24 protein-coding genes are annotated in these 18,833 nt (G+C 71.7%); 10 read left to right on the top strand and 14 right to left on the bottom strand.

Translation table 11 applies throughout. The features are described from left to right. Window positions 1–28 precede the first annotated feature (28 nt). Together RV983_RS03385 and RV983_RS03380 are read right to left on the bottom strand one after the other, a co-directional pair. Window positions 29–277 (bottom strand): hypothetical protein, encoded by a 249-nt coding sequence (locus RV983_RS03385; RefSeq protein ID WP_475984258.1) that lies wholly within the window; start codon window positions 275–277, stop codon window positions 29–31. A gap of 315 nt (window positions 278–592) precedes the next feature. Next, window positions 593–1,576 carry a helix-turn-helix transcriptional regulator gene (locus RV983_RS03380; protein ID WP_475984257.1) on the bottom strand — a complete coding sequence of 328 codons (984 nt, stop codon included), beginning with the start codon at window positions 1,574–1,576 and terminating at the stop codon, window positions 593–595. A 233-nt stretch (window positions 1,577–1,809) separates the two neighbouring features. On the opposite strand from RV983_RS03380, the gene RV983_RS03375 reads away from it, so the two are divergent. Together RV983_RS03375 and RV983_RS03370 are read left to right on the top strand one after the other, a co-directional pair. Beyond that, entirely contained in the window at window positions 1,810–2,784 is a 975-nt protein-coding gene (locus RV983_RS03375) for an aldo/keto reductase (protein WP_475984256.1), read from the top strand. A 159-nt stretch (window positions 2,785–2,943) separates the two neighbouring features. Further along, a complete protein-coding gene (locus RV983_RS03370) occupies window positions 2,944–4,449 on the top strand; it encodes an aldehyde dehydrogenase family protein (protein WP_475984255.1) in 1,506 nt (501 codons plus the stop codon). 48 nt (window positions 4,450–4,497) lie between these two features. Here RV983_RS03370 and RV983_RS03365 read toward each other — a convergent pair whose 3' ends face one another. The 8 genes from RV983_RS03365 to RV983_RS03330 all read right to left on the bottom strand — a co-directional run bounded on the left by RV983_RS03365 (window position 4,498) and on the right by RV983_RS03330 (window position 11,161). Then, window positions 4,498–4,965: an NUDIX hydrolase gene (locus tag RV983_RS03365; protein WP_475984254.1), complete on the bottom strand. Its 468-nt coding sequence runs from the start codon at window positions 4,963–4,965 to the stop codon at window positions 4,498–4,500. 46 nt (window positions 4,966–5,011) lie between these two features. Continuing rightward, entirely contained in the window at window positions 5,012–5,827 is an 816-nt protein-coding gene (locus RV983_RS03360) for an enoyl-CoA hydratase/isomerase family protein (protein ID WP_475984253.1), read from the bottom strand. Beyond that, on the bottom strand, window positions 5,824–7,086 hold the full coding sequence (locus tag RV983_RS03355) for a cytochrome P450 (RefSeq protein WP_475984252.1): 1,263 nt from the start codon (window positions 7,084–7,086) through the stop codon (window positions 5,824–5,826). The genes RV983_RS03360 and RV983_RS03355 overlap by 4 nt, the downstream gene beginning before the upstream one ends. Before the next feature lie 100 nt (window positions 7,087–7,186). After that, a complete protein-coding gene (locus tag RV983_RS03350) occupies window positions 7,187–8,539 on the bottom strand; it encodes a cytochrome P450 family protein (protein ID WP_475984251.1) in 1,353 nt (450 codons plus the stop codon). 61 nt (window positions 8,540–8,600) lie between these two features. Next, window positions 8,601–9,191, bottom strand: a complete 591-nt coding sequence (locus RV983_RS03345; RefSeq protein WP_475984250.1) for a GTP-binding protein — start codon at window positions 9,189–9,191, stop codon at window positions 8,601–8,603. After that, window positions 9,166–9,540 carry a DUF742 domain-containing protein gene (locus RV983_RS03340; protein ID WP_475984249.1) on the bottom strand — a complete coding sequence of 125 codons (375 nt, stop codon included), beginning with the start codon at window positions 9,538–9,540 and terminating at the stop codon, window positions 9,166–9,168. Before RV983_RS03340 ends, RV983_RS03345 begins: the two co-directional genes overlap by 26 nt. After that, window positions 9,537–9,938, bottom strand: coding sequence for a roadblock/LC7 domain-containing protein (locus RV983_RS03335; protein ID WP_475984248.1), 402 nt, complete (start codon window positions 9,936–9,938; stop codon window positions 9,537–9,539). The genes RV983_RS03340 and RV983_RS03335 overlap by 4 nt, the downstream gene beginning before the upstream one ends. Then, window positions 9,935–11,161, bottom strand: coding sequence for an ATP-binding protein (locus tag RV983_RS03330; RefSeq protein WP_475984247.1), 1,227 nt, complete (start codon window positions 11,159–11,161; stop codon window positions 9,935–9,937). The genes RV983_RS03335 and RV983_RS03330 overlap by 4 nt, the downstream gene beginning before the upstream one ends. Before the next feature lie 547 nt (window positions 11,162–11,708). Here RV983_RS03330 and RV983_RS03325 point away from each other — a divergent pair. Continuing rightward, the gene (locus RV983_RS03325; RefSeq protein ID WP_475984246.1) at window positions 11,709–12,134 is read left to right on the top strand and encodes a thiamine pyrophosphate-dependent enzyme; all 426 of its coding nucleotides are present in this window, start codon (window positions 11,709–11,711) and stop codon (window positions 12,132–12,134) included. Between the two features lie 39 nt (window positions 12,135–12,173). Here the strand turns inward: RV983_RS03325 and RV983_RS03320 are convergent, their stop codons facing one another. After that, the gene (locus tag RV983_RS03320; RefSeq protein ID WP_475984245.1) at window positions 12,174–12,638 is read right to left on the bottom strand and encodes a MarR family winged helix-turn-helix transcriptional regulator; all 465 of its coding nucleotides are present in this window, start codon (window positions 12,636–12,638) and stop codon (window positions 12,174–12,176) included. A gap of 161 nt (window positions 12,639–12,799) precedes the next feature. Between RV983_RS03320 and RV983_RS03315 the strand changes: the two genes are divergently transcribed. Continuing rightward, complete coding sequence (locus RV983_RS03315; RefSeq protein WP_475984244.1) at window positions 12,800–13,768, top strand: alpha/beta hydrolase; 969 nt, start codon at window positions 12,800–12,802, stop codon at window positions 13,766–13,768. A gap of 48 nt (window positions 13,769–13,816) precedes the next feature. Continuing rightward, window positions 13,817–14,005: a hypothetical protein gene (locus RV983_RS03310; protein ID WP_475984243.1), complete on the top strand. Its 189-nt coding sequence runs from the start codon at window positions 13,817–13,819 to the stop codon at window positions 14,003–14,005. A gap of 89 nt (window positions 14,006–14,094) precedes the next feature. Here the strand turns inward: RV983_RS03310 and RV983_RS03305 are convergent, their stop codons facing one another. Then, window positions 14,095–14,664, bottom strand: coding sequence for an NADPH-dependent FMN reductase (locus RV983_RS03305; RefSeq protein ID WP_475984242.1), 570 nt, complete (start codon window positions 14,662–14,664; stop codon window positions 14,095–14,097). A 229-nt stretch (window positions 14,665–14,893) separates the two neighbouring features. Here RV983_RS03305 and RV983_RS03300 point away from each other — a divergent pair, with 229 nt between their 5' ends. Next, on the top strand, window positions 14,894–15,727 hold the full coding sequence (locus RV983_RS03300; RefSeq protein ID WP_475984241.1) for a hypothetical protein: 834 nt from the start codon (window positions 14,894–14,896) through the stop codon (window positions 15,725–15,727). 7 nt (window positions 15,728–15,734) lie between these two features. On the opposite strand, the gene RV983_RS03295 is transcribed toward RV983_RS03300, so the two are convergent. Further along, on the bottom strand, window positions 15,735–16,100 hold the full coding sequence (locus tag RV983_RS03295; protein ID WP_475984240.1) for a hypothetical protein: 366 nt from the start codon (window positions 16,098–16,100) through the stop codon (window positions 15,735–15,737). Between the two features lie 169 nt (window positions 16,101–16,269). On the opposite strand from RV983_RS03295, the gene RV983_RS03290 reads away from it, so the two are divergent. From RV983_RS03290 to RV983_RS03275, 4 genes are all read left to right on the top strand, one after another. Beyond that, window positions 16,270–16,881 (top strand): flavin reductase family protein, encoded by a 612-nt coding sequence (locus tag RV983_RS03290; RefSeq protein WP_475984239.1) that lies wholly within the window; start codon window positions 16,270–16,272, stop codon window positions 16,879–16,881. A gap of 335 nt (window positions 16,882–17,216) precedes the next feature. After that, window positions 17,217–17,444 (top strand): hypothetical protein, encoded by a 228-nt coding sequence (locus RV983_RS03285; protein ID WP_475984238.1) that lies wholly within the window; start codon window positions 17,217–17,219, stop codon window positions 17,442–17,444. Beyond that, window positions 17,441–17,896, top strand: a complete 456-nt coding sequence (locus RV983_RS03280; RefSeq protein WP_475984237.1) for a group III truncated hemoglobin — start codon at window positions 17,441–17,443, stop codon at window positions 17,894–17,896. Before RV983_RS03285 ends, RV983_RS03280 begins: the two co-directional genes overlap by 4 nt. Window positions 17,897–18,033: 137 nt before the next feature. Next, window positions 18,034–18,471 carry a cytidine deaminase family protein gene (locus tag RV983_RS03275; protein WP_475984236.1) on the top strand — a complete coding sequence of 146 codons (438 nt, stop codon included), beginning with the start codon at window positions 18,034–18,036 and terminating at the stop codon, window positions 18,469–18,471. 27 nt (window positions 18,472–18,498) lie between these two features. Here the strand turns inward: RV983_RS03275 and RV983_RS03270 are convergent, their stop codons facing one another. Beyond that, window positions 18,499–18,711, bottom strand: coding sequence for a winged helix-turn-helix transcriptional regulator (locus RV983_RS03270; RefSeq protein WP_475984235.1), 213 nt, complete (start codon window positions 18,709–18,711; stop codon window positions 18,499–18,501). Window positions 18,712–18,833 lie beyond the last annotated feature (122 nt).

The following is an 18,833-nucleotide window of genomic DNA, read 5'->3' as shown; positions in this document are numbered from 1 at the left end:
GCCACGCTACCGCCCGTTCGGCCACCGGCTACCGGGGTCGGCGACCCGCCACGAGCACCGAGCCGCCGCGGACGGTCGGGAACCGCCGTACGTCCTGGAGACCGCTGGCGGTCAGTACGGCCGCCATCCGGTCGGCCCCGCCCGCTTCGGGCACGGTGGCCAGGTGCTCGCCGGTGCCGGCCGATGTGACGTCGATGGTGCGGCGGCCGGACGGCGTGGTCCACCGGCCCCCGACGAACAGACGGTTCTCGTGTGCGTTGATGACAAAGGACTTCATGTCCGAGCACTTCTTCCGGCGGCGGCCGGGAGTGCCGCCCCCTGCGTGATCCCGTGCCGTGGCCGCGGTCGCTCCTCCGTAGCGGCCCTGAGAGCGTGCGCGACGGTGGTCCGGCGCGTGGCGACGGCGCGGCCGGCGTACGGGCGACGCCGAGCGGCGATGGGCGCTGCGCCGTGGAAGCCGCCCCGAGGCCGGTAAGCCCTCACCGGCGGCGATGTGGGCGGTTTGTGTGGGTGTGCACCGCAATGTCGTCGAGGCGACACCCATCTGGGGGCACGTGACCTCAGATGCCCGGCGTAATTTCCTGGCGAATCGTCAGATCCAGCCGCGCCGGGTGGCCTCCATGGCGATCTGGAAGCGGGTCTGCGCGCCGAAGCGCTGCATGAGCTTGGTGACGTGCCGCTGCACGGTCCGCTCGCTCCACCCCATCGCACGCCCGGCGGCCTTGTCCGTGGCGCCCGCCGCCAGCAACGTCAGCAGCCGTGCCTCCTGCGGCGACAACTCCTCCTGGCCGCCCTCCGTCGTGACCCCCTCATGCGCCCGGACGTGCACACTGCGTTCCCACAGCGCCTCGAAGAGGGCGATCAGGGCGTCCAGCAGGGGGGAGGGGTGGATGAGGTAGGAGGCGGTCACGACATTGTCGCCGGGGCGCAGCAGGGGGATGATGGCCAGCCGGTCGTCCGACACGGCCAGTTTCATGGGCAGGCCGGGGGCGATGCGGGCCTGTTCGCCGTGGCGTATGCCGACGGTGACGTCGTCGAGCCAGCCGGGGAGCGCCAGGACGCTGCTGTCGTAGATGACGCGATAGGCCACCCCGCGGCCCAGGAGTGCGAGCTCGTCCGGGTTCGGTTCGGTGTGGGCCTCCACCGCGGCGTACGGGGGCCGGTCCAAGCCGCGTACCTGGGTGCGGGTGCTCTGCTGCATGTGCGCCCAGCGGCGGTTGACGTCCTCGCGCCCGGAGACGACCTCCACGAGGTCGTCGGGGTTCTCGAAGCGGGTGGCGGCGCGGTAGACGTCCATCAGGCCCGCGACCTGTGCGCGCACGTCGTTCAGCGAGCGTTCCCGTTCCCGCAGCACCGCCTCCAGCCCGGTGTCCGGGGAGACCGCGACGTAGGTGACGGGACGTCCGGGGGAGCGGATCGCGAGGCCGAGCGTCACCAGCGACTGCACCGAGCGCCGGGCCACCGCGGCGCTGAGATGGCCGTCGTGGGCGAGGTCGGCGACGGTGGCCCGGGTCCTGCGGATCAGGACCTCGTAGACCGCCTCGTCCTGCCGGCTCAGGCCGATCGATTCGAGCATGATCCTTCTCCGTGCGCCGGGAGCATGAACGCGCGTCGTTCTCACGACACTTGGCGGGAAGCCGCCGCCCGGTTCATCCTGTCAGGACGATCAAGCCGATGGCGGCGTTCCGGCATTTCCGCCGGCTGCCCGGTCCGCCGGGGACCGCGCCGCCCGCCTTGCGCGTGATCGCCTATCGTCGTGCCGACGGGGATCGATCGTGCCGCCACGGCGGCATCCGCGGGAGGACGACTGTGCGTACGAGGGAACTGGGACGCAGCGGGCTCCAGGTGTCCGAGATCGGCTACGGAGCCTGGGGCATCGGGGAGTCGGCGTGGGTGGGCGCGACCGAGGACGAGTCGGTGCGGGCGCTGGACCGGGCTGTCGATCTCGGGGTGAACTTCATCGACACCGCCCGCGGCTACGGCGAGAGCGAGCGCATCGTCGGGCGGTTCGTCCGCCGGCGGGCCGGTGCGGGCGACGGCATCCTCGTGGCGACGAAGGTTCCCCCGATGAACCGCCGGTGGCCCGCGCCCGACGGTGTCGACCCCGCGGAGGCGTTCCCGGGCGCGCACATCCGGGAGAGCCTGGAGACCAGCCTGCGGGCGAGCGGCCTCGACCACTTCGACGTCCTCCAGTTCCATGTGTGGAGCGACGAGTGGGTGGGCCGCGGCGACTGGCTGGAGACGATCGCCGACCTGAAGCGGGAGGGCAAGATCCGCCTCTTCGGTGTCTCCGTCAACGACCACGAGCCCGCAAACGCGCTCGCCCTCGTGCGCAGCGGGGTGGTCGACACCGTGCAGGTCATCTACAACATCTTCGACCAGGCTCCCGCGGACGCGCTCTTCCCGGCCTGCCAGGAGCACGGCGTCGGTGTCATCGTCAGGGTGGCGCTCGACGAGGGCGGACTGACCGGCCGCGTCACGGCCGGGGCCACCTTCCCGGAGGGCGACTTCCGCAACCGCTACTTCCGCGGCGACCGCCCCGCCCAGGTCGAGCGGCACGTCGACGCCATCGTGGCCGACCTCGGCATCGGCCGGGACGAGCTCGCCGCGACGGCGCTGCGCTTCGTCCTGAGCTCCCCGGCGGTCTCCACCGTGATCCCCGGCATGCGCTCCGTGCGCAATGTCGAGCGGAACGCCGCCGTGAGCGACGGCCGCGCCCTGGCCCAGGAGCAGCTCGGCGTACTGGCCCGGCACCGCTGGCAGCGCAACTTCTACAGCGCCTGAGCGGGCGCGCACCCACGCCCGGCAGCCGGTGCGCACCCCAGCCCACCTGGGGCGATGCCGGGAAGCCCGGCCCGAGGGAGCTCGCTGGACGGAATGTCTTTCCGGACCGAATCCAACATATTGGCGCATATGTCCCTTAATGGTGCAAACATGGGATGTATGCGTACTTCGTGGCTGACTCATCCGCAGGGCACTCTCGCCGCGCGGCCCCGCACGCGCGAGATCGTGGACCGTCCCTGGCACATGCTGATCGGCGGGGAACTGACCGAAGCGGTCTCGGGGGGCACGCTCGACGTGATCAATCCGGCGGACGAGACGGTGGTGGCCCGCATGCCCCTCGGGGGCAGTACGGATGTGGACGCCGCGGTCGACGCGGCCCGCGACGCGGCACCGTCGTGGGCCGCGACGTCGATCGCCGACCGGGCCGCCGTGCTGACCGTGCTGGCCGACGCCGTGGAGGCGCACGGCGAGGAACTGGCCTGGATCGACACGATCGACAACGGCAGCCCCATCGGGGTGATGCGGAACGACTTCCGCGTTGCGGCGGCCCAGTTGCGCTACTTCGCGGGCCTGGCGCTCCAACTGCGCGGCGAGACCGTCCCCATGGCCGACCACGACGCGTTCGACTACACCCTGCGCGACCCCTTCGGCGTGGTCGGGCGGATCGTCCCGTGGAACCACCCGCTGATGTTCGCGGCGGCCCGTGTCGCCGCGCCGCTGCTGGCCGGCAACACCGTCGTCCTGAAGCCCGCCGAGGTGACCTCCCTGTCGGCGCTCCGCCTCGGCGAGATCGCCGCCCGCATCGTGCCGCCGGGGGTGCTCAACATCGTGCCGGGCCTCGGTTCCGTGGCGGGCGAACGGCTCGTGACCCACCCCGACGTCCCCCGCATAGCCTTCACCGGCTCGTCGGCCACGGGACGGCGCGTCCAGGCGCGCGCGGCGAGCGCCGCCGTCAAGACGGTCACCCTCGAACTCGGCGGGAAGAACCCGATCATCGTCTTCCGCGACGCCGACGTTCCCGCCGCGATCAACGGCGTGATGGCCGGAATGAACTTCACATGGCAGGGCCAGAGCTGTGGCTCCACCTCGCGTCTGCTCGTCCACCACTCGCTGTACGAGCGCGTGGTCGGGGAGGTGGGCCGGCGCATGGACGCCCTGCGGATCGGCGACCCCTCCGAGACCGGTACCGACATCGGCCCCCTGGTCTCGGCGGCCCACTACAGCAAGGTCTCCTCCTACGTCCGGGCCGGCCTCGCCGACCCGGCCCTCGACCTCGTCGCCGGCGGTACGTTCCCCGATCGCCCGGGCTACTACGTCCGCCCCACCCTCTTCTCCGCACCCGCGGGACCCGGTGGCCCCCTCTTCACGGACGAGATCTTCGGGCCGGTCCTGGTGGCGGCCCCCTTCGACAGCTACGAGGAGGCCGTCACCGAGGCCAACGCCCTGCCCTACGGCCTCACCGCCAGCGTGTGGACCACGGACCTGCACACCGCGCTGTCCGCCGCCCGAGACCTGCGCACGGGTTACATCTGGGTCAACTCCAGCTCCGCCCACCTCCCCGGCACCGCGTTCGGCGGCGTGAAGAACTCCGGTGTCGGACGCGAGGAGGGCATCGAGGAACTGGCGGAGTACACCCAGCCGAAGAACGTCTACGTGCGCTTCTGAGCCCGCACACCTCGGCCCGGGTGCGCCGCTCGTACGGCACGGAGGAGGTCAGGCCCAGCCCATCTCCGTGTACAGCCGGCCCTGCCGGATGCCGTCGATGGCGGCGCGGGTGTAGGGGACGGTGGGCTCCGGGAGGCGGTCGGCGGGCCACCAGTCCCAGCTGACGCACTTGTCGGGTTCGAGGAGTCGCGGCTCGCCCTTCCACTGCCGGGCGCGGAAGACCAGTTGCATGCGGGGCCGGGTGCCGGGCGTGTGGAGCATGTGGACGGCGTGCACGAACTCGACGTCGCCGGGGTCGATGACCAGGCCCGCCTCCTCGCGCGCCTCGCGTACGAGGCAGGCGACGGCGGACTCCTGCTCGCAGTGGCCGGCCAGGAAGTGGTGCTGCAGCGGCGCGAAGCGCGAGTCCGGATGGCGCAGGCCGAGCAGGACCGCACCGTCGCGTTCGAGGTACAGGTGGGCGCCGACGTCGTTCGGAGCGATCCGTCCGCCCGGGCCTGCGCCGGGCGGCGGCACGGTGCCGCCGGCAGTGGGCCCGCCGGAGCCGGCGGGCCCCGGGCGCTCACATGTGGTGGACCGTGCCGTCCTTGCGCGCGTAGTGCGTGGCCGCCAGGACGGCGGCCATGAGCTCCGCGTCCAGGGCCGAGGTGTCGGCGAGGCGGGTCGGGGCCGCATAGGAGTTGAGCAGGGTCTTGGTCACGCGCAGAGCGCTTTCGGGGCGCCGGACGACGGGCCGCGCCCATGCGGCGATGGCGTCGTCGAGCCGGTCTTCGGGGACCACCTTCTGCAGGACGGACAGGGACAGCGCCTCGTGGGCGTCGAAGGACCTTCCGGTGAGGACGAGTTCGCGCACGCGCGCGGCGCCGATCTCGTTGAGGAGCCGGGGGAGGAGGCCGCCCCAGGCGGTGGGGAGGCCGAGGGCGAGTTCGGGGAGGCGGAAGGAGGCGGTGTCGGAGCCCACGCGCAGGTCGCAGGCGAGGGCCAGGCCGAGCCCCGCGCCGATCGCCTTGCCGTGGACCTTGGCGATGGTGACCGCGGAGTTGCCGCTCAGTGCCTCGCAGACGAGGCGGCCCTTGGTGGCCGACGTGCGGATGCCGCCGCCGGTGGGGTCGTGGTCGAGGAAGTCGGTGTACTCGGTCCGGTCGCCGCCCAGGCAGAAGTCGTCACCGGAGCCGGAGAGCACGATGACCCGCACCTCCGGCTCGGCGGTGCCGAGGACCGCGAGCAGCTCGTCCAGCATGGCCTCGGTGACGGCGTTGCCCCGCTCGGGGTCGTGCAGCTCGATGTCCAGGACCGGGCCCCGCCGGCCGGTCCTGAGCGTTCTGAGGGGCCCGGGTGCGGGCGCGTTCGGGTAGGGGAGGGGCTGCGGGGCGTTCATGCGGTCACCTTCATGGAGGTCACACGGCGGAAGACCATGCGGGGCGCGTACGAGGGCGCGGAGGCGAGGCGGAGTGTGGGGAATCGTTTCAGCAAGGCGGTCAGCAACGTACGGGCCTCGAGCCGTGCCAGCGCCGCCCCCAGGCAGTAGTGGGCGCCGCCGCCGAAGGTGAGATGCGTGCCCTTGCGCAGGATGTCGTAGCCGTGCGGATCGGGGTTGCGCCGCGGATCGTGGTTCGCCGCCCCGTACATCACGTGCACCATGGTGTCCTTGGCGATCGGGACACCCGCCAGAACCGTGTCGTCGGCGGCGACGCGGCTGTTGAGGTGGATGGGCGGGTCGTAGCGCAGGGCCTCCTCGATGGCGTCGTCGACGTGCTCGGGGTGGTGCCGCAGCCAGTCCCAGCGAGCCGGCTTGTCGAGCAGCAGCCACACGGCGACCGACAGCAAGGTGGCCGTGGTCTCCAGGGAGGCGATCGTGAGGAACATGACCAATTGGTAGATCATCCGGTCGGCCGCCTCGCGGTCGCCGGGCAGTTGCTCGTCCCAGTGACGAATCCAGCCGGACAGGACATCGTTGCCAGGCCGGGCGCGCCGGCCGGCCACCAGGTCGGTGAAGAAGGCCCGCATGTCGGCGGTGGCTTCCTCCGATATCGCCAACTCCGATTTGGTGGGCAGCAGTTCCTGTGCGTACACCTGGCGGTGCGTGAAGTCGAGGATGCGTGCGTAGTCCGTGGCCGGGATGTCCAGCCAGCGGCCGATCGTGACGATCGGCAGTTGCTCGCTGACGGTGCCGACGAAGTCGGCGGTGCCGTCGGCGAGCAGCCTGTCCTCCAGCGAGTCGAGCAGCCCGGCGACATGCCGCTCGACCTCCGGCACCATGTCGGCGACGGTGCTGCGGTCGAAGGGGTTCCCGAGGCTGCGGCGCTGGTGGGTGTGGGCCGGCGCGTTCAGCCGGGACAGCGTCCGGCTCATCTCCCGGGTGGCCGGGGCGTGCCACCGTTCGGTGTCCCGCTGCCGCTCCTGCCAGGCGAAGTCGGGGACGGTCCAGTTCCTGCCGCGCAGGACCTGGTCGCAGGCGTCGAATCCGGTGATGAAGTACCCGCCCCAGGGGGCGGGCACGACATCACCCATGGTCTGCAGTTCCTCGTAGAGGGGGAAGGGATCGGCCTGCCCCTGTGCGGTGCGAAGGCGCCGAAGGACGGATATGACGGCTCGACGGTCAATGACTGTGCCGCTTATGTCACCGACTGCGGTCACGCAGAGCTCCTCAGGCTGGGTGTCCGGACCGGCGGAACCTACCCCTCCCCCACCTGCGGTCATGCGGTCCTTGGGTGTTGCTCCTGTCACATGCCGCTCGTCAGACGCGGAAGAGGTCCAGGAAGGTGCTCCAGAATCCCTTCTTCGCCTCCGGCCGGGCCGCGAGGGACGGCTGTGCCTCCGCCGCCGCGGGACCGGCCGCCGCGGGCACCTGGGCCCGCGGGAGCGGCTCGGCGAACCGGGTGGCCGGGATGGGGCTGAAGCTCACCGGCAGCGCCACCAGGGCCCGGTGGAACGGGCCCGGACGCCACTGCAGCTTCTCGGGGTCCTCGGCGAGCGTCAGGTCGTGGAGGGTGTTGAGGATCTTCTCCACCGCCGTCAGGGCGATCAGCTGGGCCGGGGACTTCGCCGGGCAGGCGTGCGGTCCCGCGCCCCAGGCGAGGTGGGCGCCCTTGCTCAGCGTCTCGCGCTCGGCGGTGAGCGCAGGGTCGCTGTTGGCGGCCGCGAAGCTGATGACCAGCGGGGTGCCGGCCGCAACCTCCACGCCGTCGAGGTCCACGTCCTGAAGCGGGAAGTGGGTGGCGTAGTTGGCGATGGGAGGGTTGTTCCACAGCACGTCGTCCATGGCCTCCTCGATCAGCATGCCCGACCGGCGGCCCGAGCGGTCCTCGGACAGCAGCAGGAGCAGGGTGTTGCCGATGAGGTTGCGCTCGGGCTCCACACCGGCGCCCATGAGCATGACGAGCTGGTCCTTCAGCTCCTCGTCGTTGAGGCCCGCGGGGTGCGCGATCAGCCAGGAGGTGATGTCCTCGCCGGCTGTGCGCCGCTTGAGGGCGATCAGCTCCATCAGGCAGGCGGTGAGCTCCTCGTTGGCCCGCAGGGCGTCCTCGCCGTCGAAGATGGCGGCCATCGAGGTGGTCAGGCGGTCGCCGATGTCGGCGGGGCAGCCGAAGAGCTTGTTGAACAGCAGCAGCGGCAGCAGCTTGGCGTAGTCGTTCAGCAGGTCGGCGCGGCCGCGCTCGCTGAACTGGCTGATCAGGTAGTCGGCTATCTGCTCCACGTCGCGGGCCAGCCGGCTGACGTTCAGCTTGTCGAGGCTCTCGGTGACCGCCTTGCGCAGCCGCAGGTGCACCGTGCCGTCGGTGAACAGGCAGTTGGGCCGGTAGGCCATCATCGGCAGGACCGGGTTGTCCAGCGCGATGCGGCCCTCGTTGAGCGCGGCCCAGCGGCGGGAGTCGCGGGCGAAGAGGGTGGGGTTCTGCAGGACGCGGCGCGCGGTGTGGTGCTCGGTCACCAAGGTGGCGTCGACACCGGGGGACAGTTCGACGGGTGCGGCGGGGCCGAACTCGCGCAGCTGGTCGTAGATCCGCCCGGGGTCGGCCGCGAAGTCGTGGCCGTGCATCGGGCATCTGGCGGGGGCGTCGGGGGCGGGGGCGGAGTGCTGGGATTCCATGGGGGTTCCTTGAGGGGGCCGGAGCCTTCCCGCCCGGGCGGGCGGTGAAGGGGTCCGGTGGTCAGGCGGCGTGGGTGAGCAGGTGCTGGACGAGGGAGATCAGCGCCTGTGCCGAGGAGGACTCGTCACGGGCGTCGCAGTACACGACGGGGGTGTGCGGGAAGAGGTCGAGCGCCTCCCGTATCTCGTCCTCCTGGTAGCGGTGCTCGGTGTCGAAGTTGTTGACGGCGATGGCGTACTCCAGGCCGTACTTCTCGATGAGATCGATGACGGGGAACGACTCGGCGAGCCGGGCGGGATCCACCAGCAGCAGTGCCCCGAGGGCGCCGCGGGACATGTCCTCCCACAACTGCATGAACCGCTGCTGCCCGGGGGTGCCGAAGAGGTAGAGCACCAGCTCCTCGCTCAGCGTCAGGCGGCCGAAGTCCAGCGCGACCGTGGTGGTCCGCTTGTCCGGCGCGCCCGCCAGGTCGTCCACGTGGAGCGACGCCTGCGTCATCTTCTCTTCGGTGCGCAGCGGGGCGATCTCCGAGAGTGTGCCGATCAACGTCGTCTTGCCCACGGCGAAGTGCCCCACCACGAGGATCTTCGCGGCGGTGGTCACCCCCTCCGACACATATGCGCTGTCAGGCAAAACGCCTTTGGAGTCCATGCAACACCTCTTCGAGGATTCTCTTGTCGACGGCCTGGGCGGGGGGCGGGGCTTCACGGCGCAGCAGATGCCCATGCTCGGTTAAGTCGGTCAGCAGCAACCTCGCGACGCCCACGGGGAGTTCCAGGTGTGCGGCCACCTCGGCCACCGACAGGTACCCCCCCAAGCACAGCTCCCAGATGGCGCGGACCTCGGGACCCGACCCCAGGGGCAGTTCCCGGTCGGGGGCGATGGTGACCAGGGTGAGCAGGGACAGCCGGTCCGCGGCCGGGAGTTGACGGCCGCCGGTGATGACGTAGGAGCGGACGAAGTCGCTCGAGACCGGTTCTTCCTTGCCGGAGGACGTCATGCTTCGGCACCGGCGCTCTGGCGGGGCGGTGTGGTCATCGCCTTGCCCAGCGCGCCGACCTGTTGCTGCATCCGGAAACTCATGGCCTCCATGTCCACGTCCGGGGCCGCAGAAGCGGCGAGGTACGCGCCGTCGCCAGCGGCGATCAGGAAGATCCAGCCGTGCTCGTACTCCAGCAGCGTCTGCCTCCACGGACTGCCGCCGCCGCCGGTGAACGGGGCGACGGCCCGGGACAGCGACTGCATCGAACTCATCGCCGCCGCGTTGGTCTCCGCGTCGTCACGGCCGATCTCGCTGGACTTGTCCAGCAGCAGACCGTCGGCCGAGACGAGGATCGCGTGCCGGGCGCCGCGCACCTGGAGTACGTCGTTCAGCACCCACGACAGATCGGGGTTCATTGGTCCTGGAGTCCTTCCGTGTTCGTCATGTCCCGACCGGACAGAGTGCCGCGCTGGAACGCCCCGATGCGCGAGGCCCTCGTACCGCTGGCCTGCTCGGTCGCCGGCGCGGGCGTGCCGCCGGAGTCGGACGCCGCCTCGGCGGTGGCGGGCTGCGGCAGCACCGTCACTCTCTGGCGGCGGCGCTTGGGCAGGCCGCCCGCCGTGGTGCCGGTGGCGGCCATGGGAACGGGAGCGCTCACGGGCGCCAGGCGCTTGGGGGGCGCCGGCTCGGTGCGGGCGTGGTCGTGGACGGCCTCGGGCTGCGGTGCAGGGACTTCGTTGCTCAGAAGGTCCTCCGGCAGAAGGATTACCGCCCGCACGCCGCCGTACGGGGAGACGGAGTCGACGGACACCTCGAACCCGTAACGGGCGGCGAGCATGCCCGCGACGGCGAAGCCGAACTTCGGGGGGTTGCCGAGTGTGGTGATCCCCACCGGAGCGGACGGAGACAGCAGGAGCGCGGCGCGGTCCTTCTCCTCCTGGCTCATGCCGAGGCCGGCGTCGTCGACGATCACGCAGACGCCCTTGGGGACGGAGCGGATGTTGATCTCGACCGGGGTGTCGGGCGCGCTGTAGTTGGTGGCGTTGGCCAGCAGCTCGGCGAGCACGACGGCCACCGGTTCGACGGCCCGGCTGGTGACCGTGAAGTGCACCTGGGCGTGGATCTGCACGCGGTCGAACCGCCGGATGCGGCCCTGCGCGCTGCGCGCCACGTCGTACACCGAGGCGATGGCCTCACGGCGGCCGAGCCAGCCGCCGCAGAGCACGGCGATTCCCTGGGCACGGCGGCCGAACTGGCTGTTGGCGTGGTCGATCGCCATCAGGTCGGCGAGGATCTGGGGGTCGTCGCCGTACTTCTTCTGCACCCGGTCGATGACGACCTGCTGCTCGTCGGCGAGCACCTGGAGCGTGCGCATCGCCGACTTCAGAACGGTCTTGGTGTCCTCCTCCGCGTCCTTGCGTACCTCCGCCACTTCGTCGGCGTGCTGTTCCCGCTGTTCGGCATGGGCCGCGCGGACATGGTCCCGCTCCTGCTGCAGCGCGTTGCGCTCACCTTGGAGCCGGGCGTTGTTGCCGCGCAGGATCATGTTGGTCCTGCGGGCGCGCAGGATGATCAAGACGGCAACGCAGAATACAACTATCGAGATCCACAGGAGTGGATCATCCCAAATCGATGTCATGAGGCTCTCTTCAAGTCGCATCACGACGGAAGCGACGATCCGGGCCGCGGCGTCGGGCCATGGGCGAACACCGCGACAGGGCGTGTGCCGTCAAGCCGAGCCAAGAGCCGCTCCTCCGCGATGGGGCCCTGGAGACTGTCCCCCGCGCGCATGACGCGCCATCAGCCTTCTGGAAACCCGATCACCCTAGCAGGAGTGGATCACCAACTGACCACACGGTTGGGGCACTTGCAGATCTTCACATGGTCACCGCAATCCTCCAGGTCAGCGGCCCGTCCGGGGTGGGTGCGGGCGGTGTTCCCGGTTGTCCGCCATGCCCGGATCGGGCCACTGCCGGGGGGACGGGGCGGGAAGCCCGGGAGGACGGGAGGCCACCGGACGGCCGGGCCGCGGGGGTCACTCCGGTGCGCACTGGCCTCGCCCATGACCCGGGCCGAGGTGACCGCGCTCGTCGACCGTTCCGTCCGCGGCCCCGGCCTGATCCACGCGATCCGGATACCGGGTTCTTCGGCGAGGTCCGTACCCGCACCGTGCGCCGGCCGCCGGCGTGGCCCCGCCCTGGGCGATGGCGACCCGCATGGTGCGACCGGGCAGGCTCGTCGTGTCCGTCCCCGGTGACGGCGGCTTCCTCTTCAGCGCCCAGGAACTGGAGACCGCCACGCGCCTCGGCCCGCACTTCGCCCATGTGATCCTGCGCGACGACAGCTACGACAGCTACGACATGGTGGGATTCCAGGCGGAGCCGGAGTACGGCCGGACCTTCGGGGTGCGACTCGGCGACTACGGCATCGCCACGACGCCGCCGACTTCGGCGCCCACGGCTACCGGGTCCGCACCGACGGGCAGTTCGCCGAGGTCCTCGGCGGGTCACTGTCCCGTCAGGCCCGGGTGCGGCCGGGTGCCACGGTCATCGACGTCCCCGTCGACTGCGGCCACAACACCGAGGTGTTCGCCCAACTCCACGAAGGCGTAGTGGAGCAGGGGAGCGGCTCCGGGCGGGGAAAGAGTCCCGTTACGCGGAGACGTTGGCGGTGAGCCGCCGCAGGATCCTCTTCGCCTGGTCGAACTCGGCGGGCGTCAGAGCCATGGCGTCCCCGATGGCCGAGGGGACGCAGGCGGCACGTTCGCGTAGCGCGGCACCTTCCTCGGTGAGGCTGACCTGCACGGTGCGTTCGTCGTCGGGACGGCGTTCGCGACGTACCAGACCCGCCGTCTCCAGGCGTTTGACCAGGGGGGTGAGCGTGCCGTAGTCGAGGTGCAGGGCCGTGCCGATGTCGCCGACGGGGGTCGGCCCGCGCTCCCAGAGCACCAGCAGGGCCAGGTACTGCGGATAGGTGAGGCCCAGTTCGTCCAGCAGCGGCCGGTAGCGGCTGGTGACCGCGCGGGACGCGGCGTACAGGGCAAAGCACAGCTGGTCGTCCAGGAGCGTGGAGAACTCCTGCTCGCCGTCGGCCGCGGAAGCGCCGGCTCGGTCCATGACGCGTCCTTCTCTCGCTCGCGCGTGTTCGGCGCACCCTAGCCCACTGAGGGCGCGATTTCAACGTCACCAATTAGCTTGTGTGCGAGGTAGTCGCGGACTAGGTTTCTCTTCGTGAGCCGGACGCAACGGTCCGGTGACTGCTCTCGAAGGAGTCGGCCATGTCCGCGTACGTGCCCACTGCCCCTGTCCTGGAGCCTGCCGCGGCGGATTTCGCGGCGGCGACGGCGAAGCCGCCGTTCCTGTTCGACCTGGCCCCGGCCGAGGGCCGCAAGGCCGTGGACGAGGTCCAGTCCGGTGACATTGAAAAGCCGGACGTCGACGAGGAGTGGATCACCGTCGAGGGCGGCCCGACCGGCAGCGTCCGTGCCCGGATCGTCCGCCCCGCCGGTGCCACCGACACCCTGCCGGTGATCCTCTACCTCCACGGCGCCGGCTGGGTCTTCGGCAACGCCCACACGCACGACCGCCTGGTCCGCGAACTCGCCACCGGCGCCCGCGCCGCCGTCGTCTTCCCCGAGTACCACCTGTCGCCCGAGGCCCGGTACCCCGTTGCCATCGAGCAGAACTACGCCGTCGCCCGCTGGATCGTCACCGACGGCGCCGCCAAGAACCTCGACGCCACCCGCATCGCGGTCGCCGGGGACTCGGTCGGCGGCAACATGACCGCCGCGCTGACGCTGATGGCCAAGGAGCGCGGGGACGTACCCCTGGTGCAGCAGGTGCTCTTCTATCCGGTCACCGACGCGGCCTTCGACACCGGCTCGTACCACCAGTTCGCCGAGGGCTACTTCCTGCGCCGCGACGGCATGCAATGGTTCTGGGACCAGTACACCACCGACCCCGCCCAGCGCGCCGAGATCACCGCCTCCCCGCTGCGCGCCACGGTCGAGCAGCTCACCGGCCTGCCCCCGGCCCTGGTCATCACCGGCGAGGCCGACGTCCTGCGCGACGAGGGCGAGGCCTACGCCAACAAGCTCCGCGAGGCCGGCGTCCCCGTCACCGCCGTCCGCTACCAGGGCGTCATCCACGACTTCGTGATGCTCAACGCCCTGCGCTCCACCCACGCCGCCGAGGCCGCCATCACCCAGGCGCAGACCGTCCTGCGCGAGGCACTGGGTACCGTCTGAGTCACGGGACCCTTCAACGGTCCTCCGGCCACCTTTGCGAGGCGATCCATGAGCAGCGAACCGTACTGCGGCATCCCGGTGCCGGTCTCCGTGGACTGGACGGCGGCTCCCGGGGAGCCGGTCGCCGAGTGCACCCTGTGCCGGGAGCCCACCGAGTACAAGGCGCAGATCCCGGGCACCCCGCTCTGCCCGCGCTGCGAGTGGCAGGAAGCCCAGCGCACCGCCTGCTCCGGCTGAGCCCGCACCTGCCCACCCGCCGGACGGCGCGCCCAGTGCGTGTCCACCGGCGTGCGCTGCCGCCGGGCGACCGCGCACGGCCGCCCGGATCATCCGGCGGAGGCCCGGCGCAGCGGCGCCAGCGCGTTGCTCCATGCGGTGACCTGATCCAGGACGACACCCAGCTCCGCGGCCCGGCGGGGGCCGGGCTCGAAGCGGCTCATGTCGGCGAAGTCGCGGAACAGCGACAGCGCCACCTGCGCACGGACCGTCGCGACCTGGACCTCCGCCATCACCAGCCGCAGATGCTCCACCGCGCGCGTGCCACCCGCACTGCCGTAACCCACGAACCCCGCCGCCTTGTTGTTCCACTCCGCGTACAGGAAGTCGATGGCGTTCTTCAGTGCCCCCGGGATCGAGTGGTTGTACTCGGCGGTCACGAAGACGAACCCGTCGAACGACGCGACCTTCTCCGCCCACGCGTGCGTGTGCGGGCGGCTGTAGTGGCCCATCGACGGCGGTGCCTGCTCGTCCAGCAGCGGCAGCCCGAGGTCGGCGACGTCCACCAACTCGTATTCCGCGTCGTCCCGTCCGGCGGCGTTGTCGTACACCCACTCCGCCACCGCCGCCCCGTTGCGGCCGGGCCGCGTGCTACCGAGAATGATGGCGATCCTCGTCATGGCGCTGCTCCTGGGCGGTCGTCCGGGCCGGCGGTGTGCCCGGGACTCGTTCCGCGCCCGCGCGTCCGGCAACCGGCCCCGCCCGGGGTTTCGCCCGATCGCCGGGCGGGCGCTGCGCCGGGCGGGTGAGGACGGAGCGGGACGGCGGCGGTCCTGTACTGGCGTCGGACAACGCGGTGCGACATGGGGGATGAGCGGCTTGCGATCAGGTGGGAATCGTGGAGCGGTCGTGGCCGCCGTGCTCGGCGCGCTCCTGGTGCTGTTCCTCGGCGCGTGCGGGTCCCGGGTGGCCGGCCGGGACGGCGGTGTGACCTCCTCGTCGACGGCCGGCGGGCCGATCCCCTGGACCCTTGCCGCCCCGATCTCGGTCACCGGAGCGCGGCTGGGCGGCGACCACCGCACGCTCGTGCTCGACGCGCAGGTACCGCACGGTCCGCACGCGTGCGTCCGAGGTCTGAGGGCCGTGGTCACCGACAGCGTGCCGCAGCACACATGGGTGCAGATCACCTACTCCTCACCCTCGGGCGACCGGCGGTCGGGGTGCACCGGGGTGACGACGGTCACCGCCCGGGTCCGGCTGCCCCAGCCCCTGGGCGACCGCGACCTGATCGTGGACCACTACACGGTCTTCACCGCCGACGGCGCGCACCCGCCTGCGTTGCGGCTGTGCGGGCGACTGGGCTGCCATCCGCCGGTTACGGGCTGCACCACCGCCTCCTACGAGCAGGCACTGATCGCCGTCGGCGCCCCCGCGCACACATACCGCGACGCGGAGGTCTGCGACGGGAAGTGGCTCGTGCTGGACTTCTCCTGGCGCACGGGACCGGCGTGCGCCGGCGAGAACGCCCCCGGCTGCTCCTCCCGGGCGGGCGACCGATGGTTCTTCCGGGCCAAGCCTTCCGGCTGGGTGCCGATCGTCCACGGGCCGGGCGGCGGATGCCGGAACGCGCAGCGTGAGGAGCCCGCCTTCCCGACCTCGATGTGCGTGCACCTGGCGCCGCTGCCCGGGGCGCTGTACCCGGAGCGCCCGCCGTCGGCGACGGCCTCGTCGGGGACGTCCTGACCGTCCGTCAGTACGCCTGCGGCTCCGTCGGCTGCCTGTCCACCGCATCGGCCCGGCGCCGCAGGTCGGCGGCGATGTCGTCCCACTCCGGCCCGTGGAGGTAGAGGCTGTCGGCCGCCTCGCGCAGCAGCGCAGGATCGTGGGGGCGCTGGAGGAGGGCGAGCCGGTAGGCGAGGTTGCGGATCCACACCGGCAGCAGCCCGTCGACGACGTGCGGGCTGAGGTCGTGCAGCATCGCGACGATCGAGTCGGCGTCGGCGAAGGTCAGTTCCCCGACGAAGTGATGCTCCTGGTGGACGAGCACGCAATCGCGCGTGGGCCGGTACTCGTCTCCGTACAGGCACCGGGCGTACTCCGTCAGGGTCGTGTGCATGACGCGCAGCTTAAGGGAACTTGATCAATCAGTGGAGGGGTTCGTGACGGCAGTCGCGCAGGTCGTGCCGGGGATGGTAGCCTCCGCGGCCCGCTGTGGATCACCATGGCGACACGCCGGGCCACGGTCGCGCGGCGGGGCGCGGGGACGCGCGGGGATACTGCGGCTCATGCGCGCCGACTTCGATCCCCAGGCGATGGGCAGTGCCGCCTTCTACCGGTTCATGACCTCCGTGGTCGTCCCTCGGCCGATCGCGTGGATCTCCACCGTCACACCGGACGGGCGGACCGAGAACCTCGCGCCGCACTCGTTCTTCAGCATCGCGAGCACCGATCCGCCGATCGTCCAGTTCACCTCGATCGGCCGGAAGGACTCGCTGCGCAACGTCGAGGACACCGGCGAGTTCGTGGTCAACTTCGCCTCCGAGGCGCTGCTGCGCCTGATCAACGCGACGGCCACCGACTTCCCGCGCAACGTCAGCGAGTTCGACTACGCGGGCATCGAACGCGAACCCAGCCTGCGGGTGCGCCCGCCCCGGGTGGCCGCCTCGCCGGTCGCCCTGGAATGCCGCTCGCACACCACCGTGCGGATGGGCAATTCCACCCTCGTCTTCGGGCGGGTGCTCCACGCCGTCGCCGACGAGGAGGTTCTCGCCGACGGCCGTCCCGGCTCCCCGCTGCTGCGCCCGCTCACCAAGCTCGGCGGCGACGAGTGGGGCACCCTCGGTGACGTCCTCCACCTCAACCGCATTCCCTACGAGGAGCCCCGCTCCGAGGGCTGACGCCGGGTACCGGGGTCCAGGCGGGGCCCGCCGTCCGCCGCCGTCGCGGGGCCCGGACTCCGCCGGAGGCGATCGCCGTGGACGGGGGTGAGGCTGCGCAGCGCGGTATCGATGCGGTCGGGCGCGGCGTGTGCCGGTGACGGGTCTTGGGGCCGGGCATCGGCAGGGGGCGACGGGGGCCCGGGTGGCGGCAGCCGGGACACGGAGCGCGGCAAGGACGCCGACAGGGTGGGTGTACTCGGCCACCTCCACCGCCGTGGCTCCGCCGCACCGGGGGACATGCCCGCGGCCGACCGGCAGCAACCCGCATCGAATGCGCCGCCGTCGCGGTGGCCGTGGCCGTTCCCGGGCCGGGCGCGATCGCGGCGGGCGCGGTGGCCGTGGCCGTGCTGGCCGCCCAGTCGACCGCCGTGCGACCCCCGCTGAACCGGCGTACGGCCCGGGTCCTCGCGGGGGAACAGGTGCCGCGCAGCCGCACGCACCTGGTGTACGTCGCGCTGGAGGTCGTCAAGGTGCTCGCCCTCGCCGTCTGCGGTTCCGCCCTCGTCCTGGGGCGGATGTGACCCCGGCCGGCGGCGGCCGGGCGGCCCGGGACCTGGCCGGCCGCTCCGACGTCGAGGCCCTGGTCACGGCCTTCTACCGCCAGGCGTTCGCCGACCCCCTGATCGGCCCGGTCTTCACCGACGTGGCCAAGATGGACCTGGCCGCGCACCTGCCCGTCATGTGCGACTTCTGGGAGTCCGCGCTCTTCGCGGCCGGCCTCTACCGGCGCAACGCGCTCCGCCCGCACGTCGCCCTGCACCGGCTCGCCCCGCTCGGCCCCGGCCACTTCGCCCGCTGGCTGGAACTGTGGACCGGCACCGTCGACTCGCTCTACCGAGGCCCGAAGGCCGACCTCGCCAAGACCCAGGCACAGCGCATCGCCGGGTCCCTGCTGCGCCGCCTGAACGGCGGTGACGCGAGCGAGTTCGTGACCATCCGCCGGCGGCTCCCGGGTCCCGCTCCCGAGCGGTGAGCCGGGGCGGCGGGGCGGCGGGGCGGAGCCGCGCAGGCGTGTCGGAACCCGCCTCCGCGAAGCCCGCCACCGAAATCCGCTTGCGGCCCCGCGCCATCCGGGCCAACGTCTTCCGACACCTCACGAAGGCAGGGACGATGACCGGGCGACTCCACGACGTCGATCACGAGCTCATCCGGGCGGCGGCCGACATAGCGCGCACTCGCTGCCAGGGCGACAACCACACCGTGGCGGCCGCGGGCCGGGCCGGCGACGGCCGCATCGTCACCGCCGTGAACGCCTACCACTTCACCGGCGGCCCCTGCGCCGAACTGGTCCTGATCGGGGCGGCAGCGGCCGAGGGCGCCTATGACCTGCGCACCATCGTCGCCGTGGGCGACCGCGACCGCGGGGTGCTCCCTCCGTGCGGCCGGTGCCGCCAGGTCCTTCTCGACTACTTCCCGGCCATCGACGTCATCGTCGGCGCAGGCGACCGCCTCCGGACCGTCTCCATCGCCGACCTGCTGCCCGAGAGCTACGTCTGGGCCGACCACCAACTCGACACCGATGCGGCCGCACCATTCGGCACGAACTGACCCCGCGTCGGACGTCCGGGCAGGACGTCAGCGCGGGGACGCCGTCTCGTCGAAACTGGATCGGTTCGCGCAGATCTGGTCGTGGTGAGTGCCTGCCCAGTCGATCAGTATGGTGACGGCGTCGCGCAGCGTGGCGCCCCGATCGGTCAGTGCGTACTCCACCCGCGGGGGCACCTCGGGGTAGGCGGTGCGGGTGACGAGACCGTCGCGCTGCAACTGGCGCAGGGTGTGTGTGAGCATGCGCTGGACAGGTCGGCACGTCGGGCCGGGCCTCGATGGCGCGCTGGTCGGACGGGCCCGCCGGGTACGCGTCGCGCAGGAGCAGGGTGCCGCCGCGGACCGATACGGGGTTCGCGGGGTCG

It is taken from the genome of Streptomyces sp. RLA123 (assembly GCF_056270165.1).
Note: the sequence above shows the minus strand (reverse complement) of the source record. Positions and strands in the feature narration are given on the sequence as shown.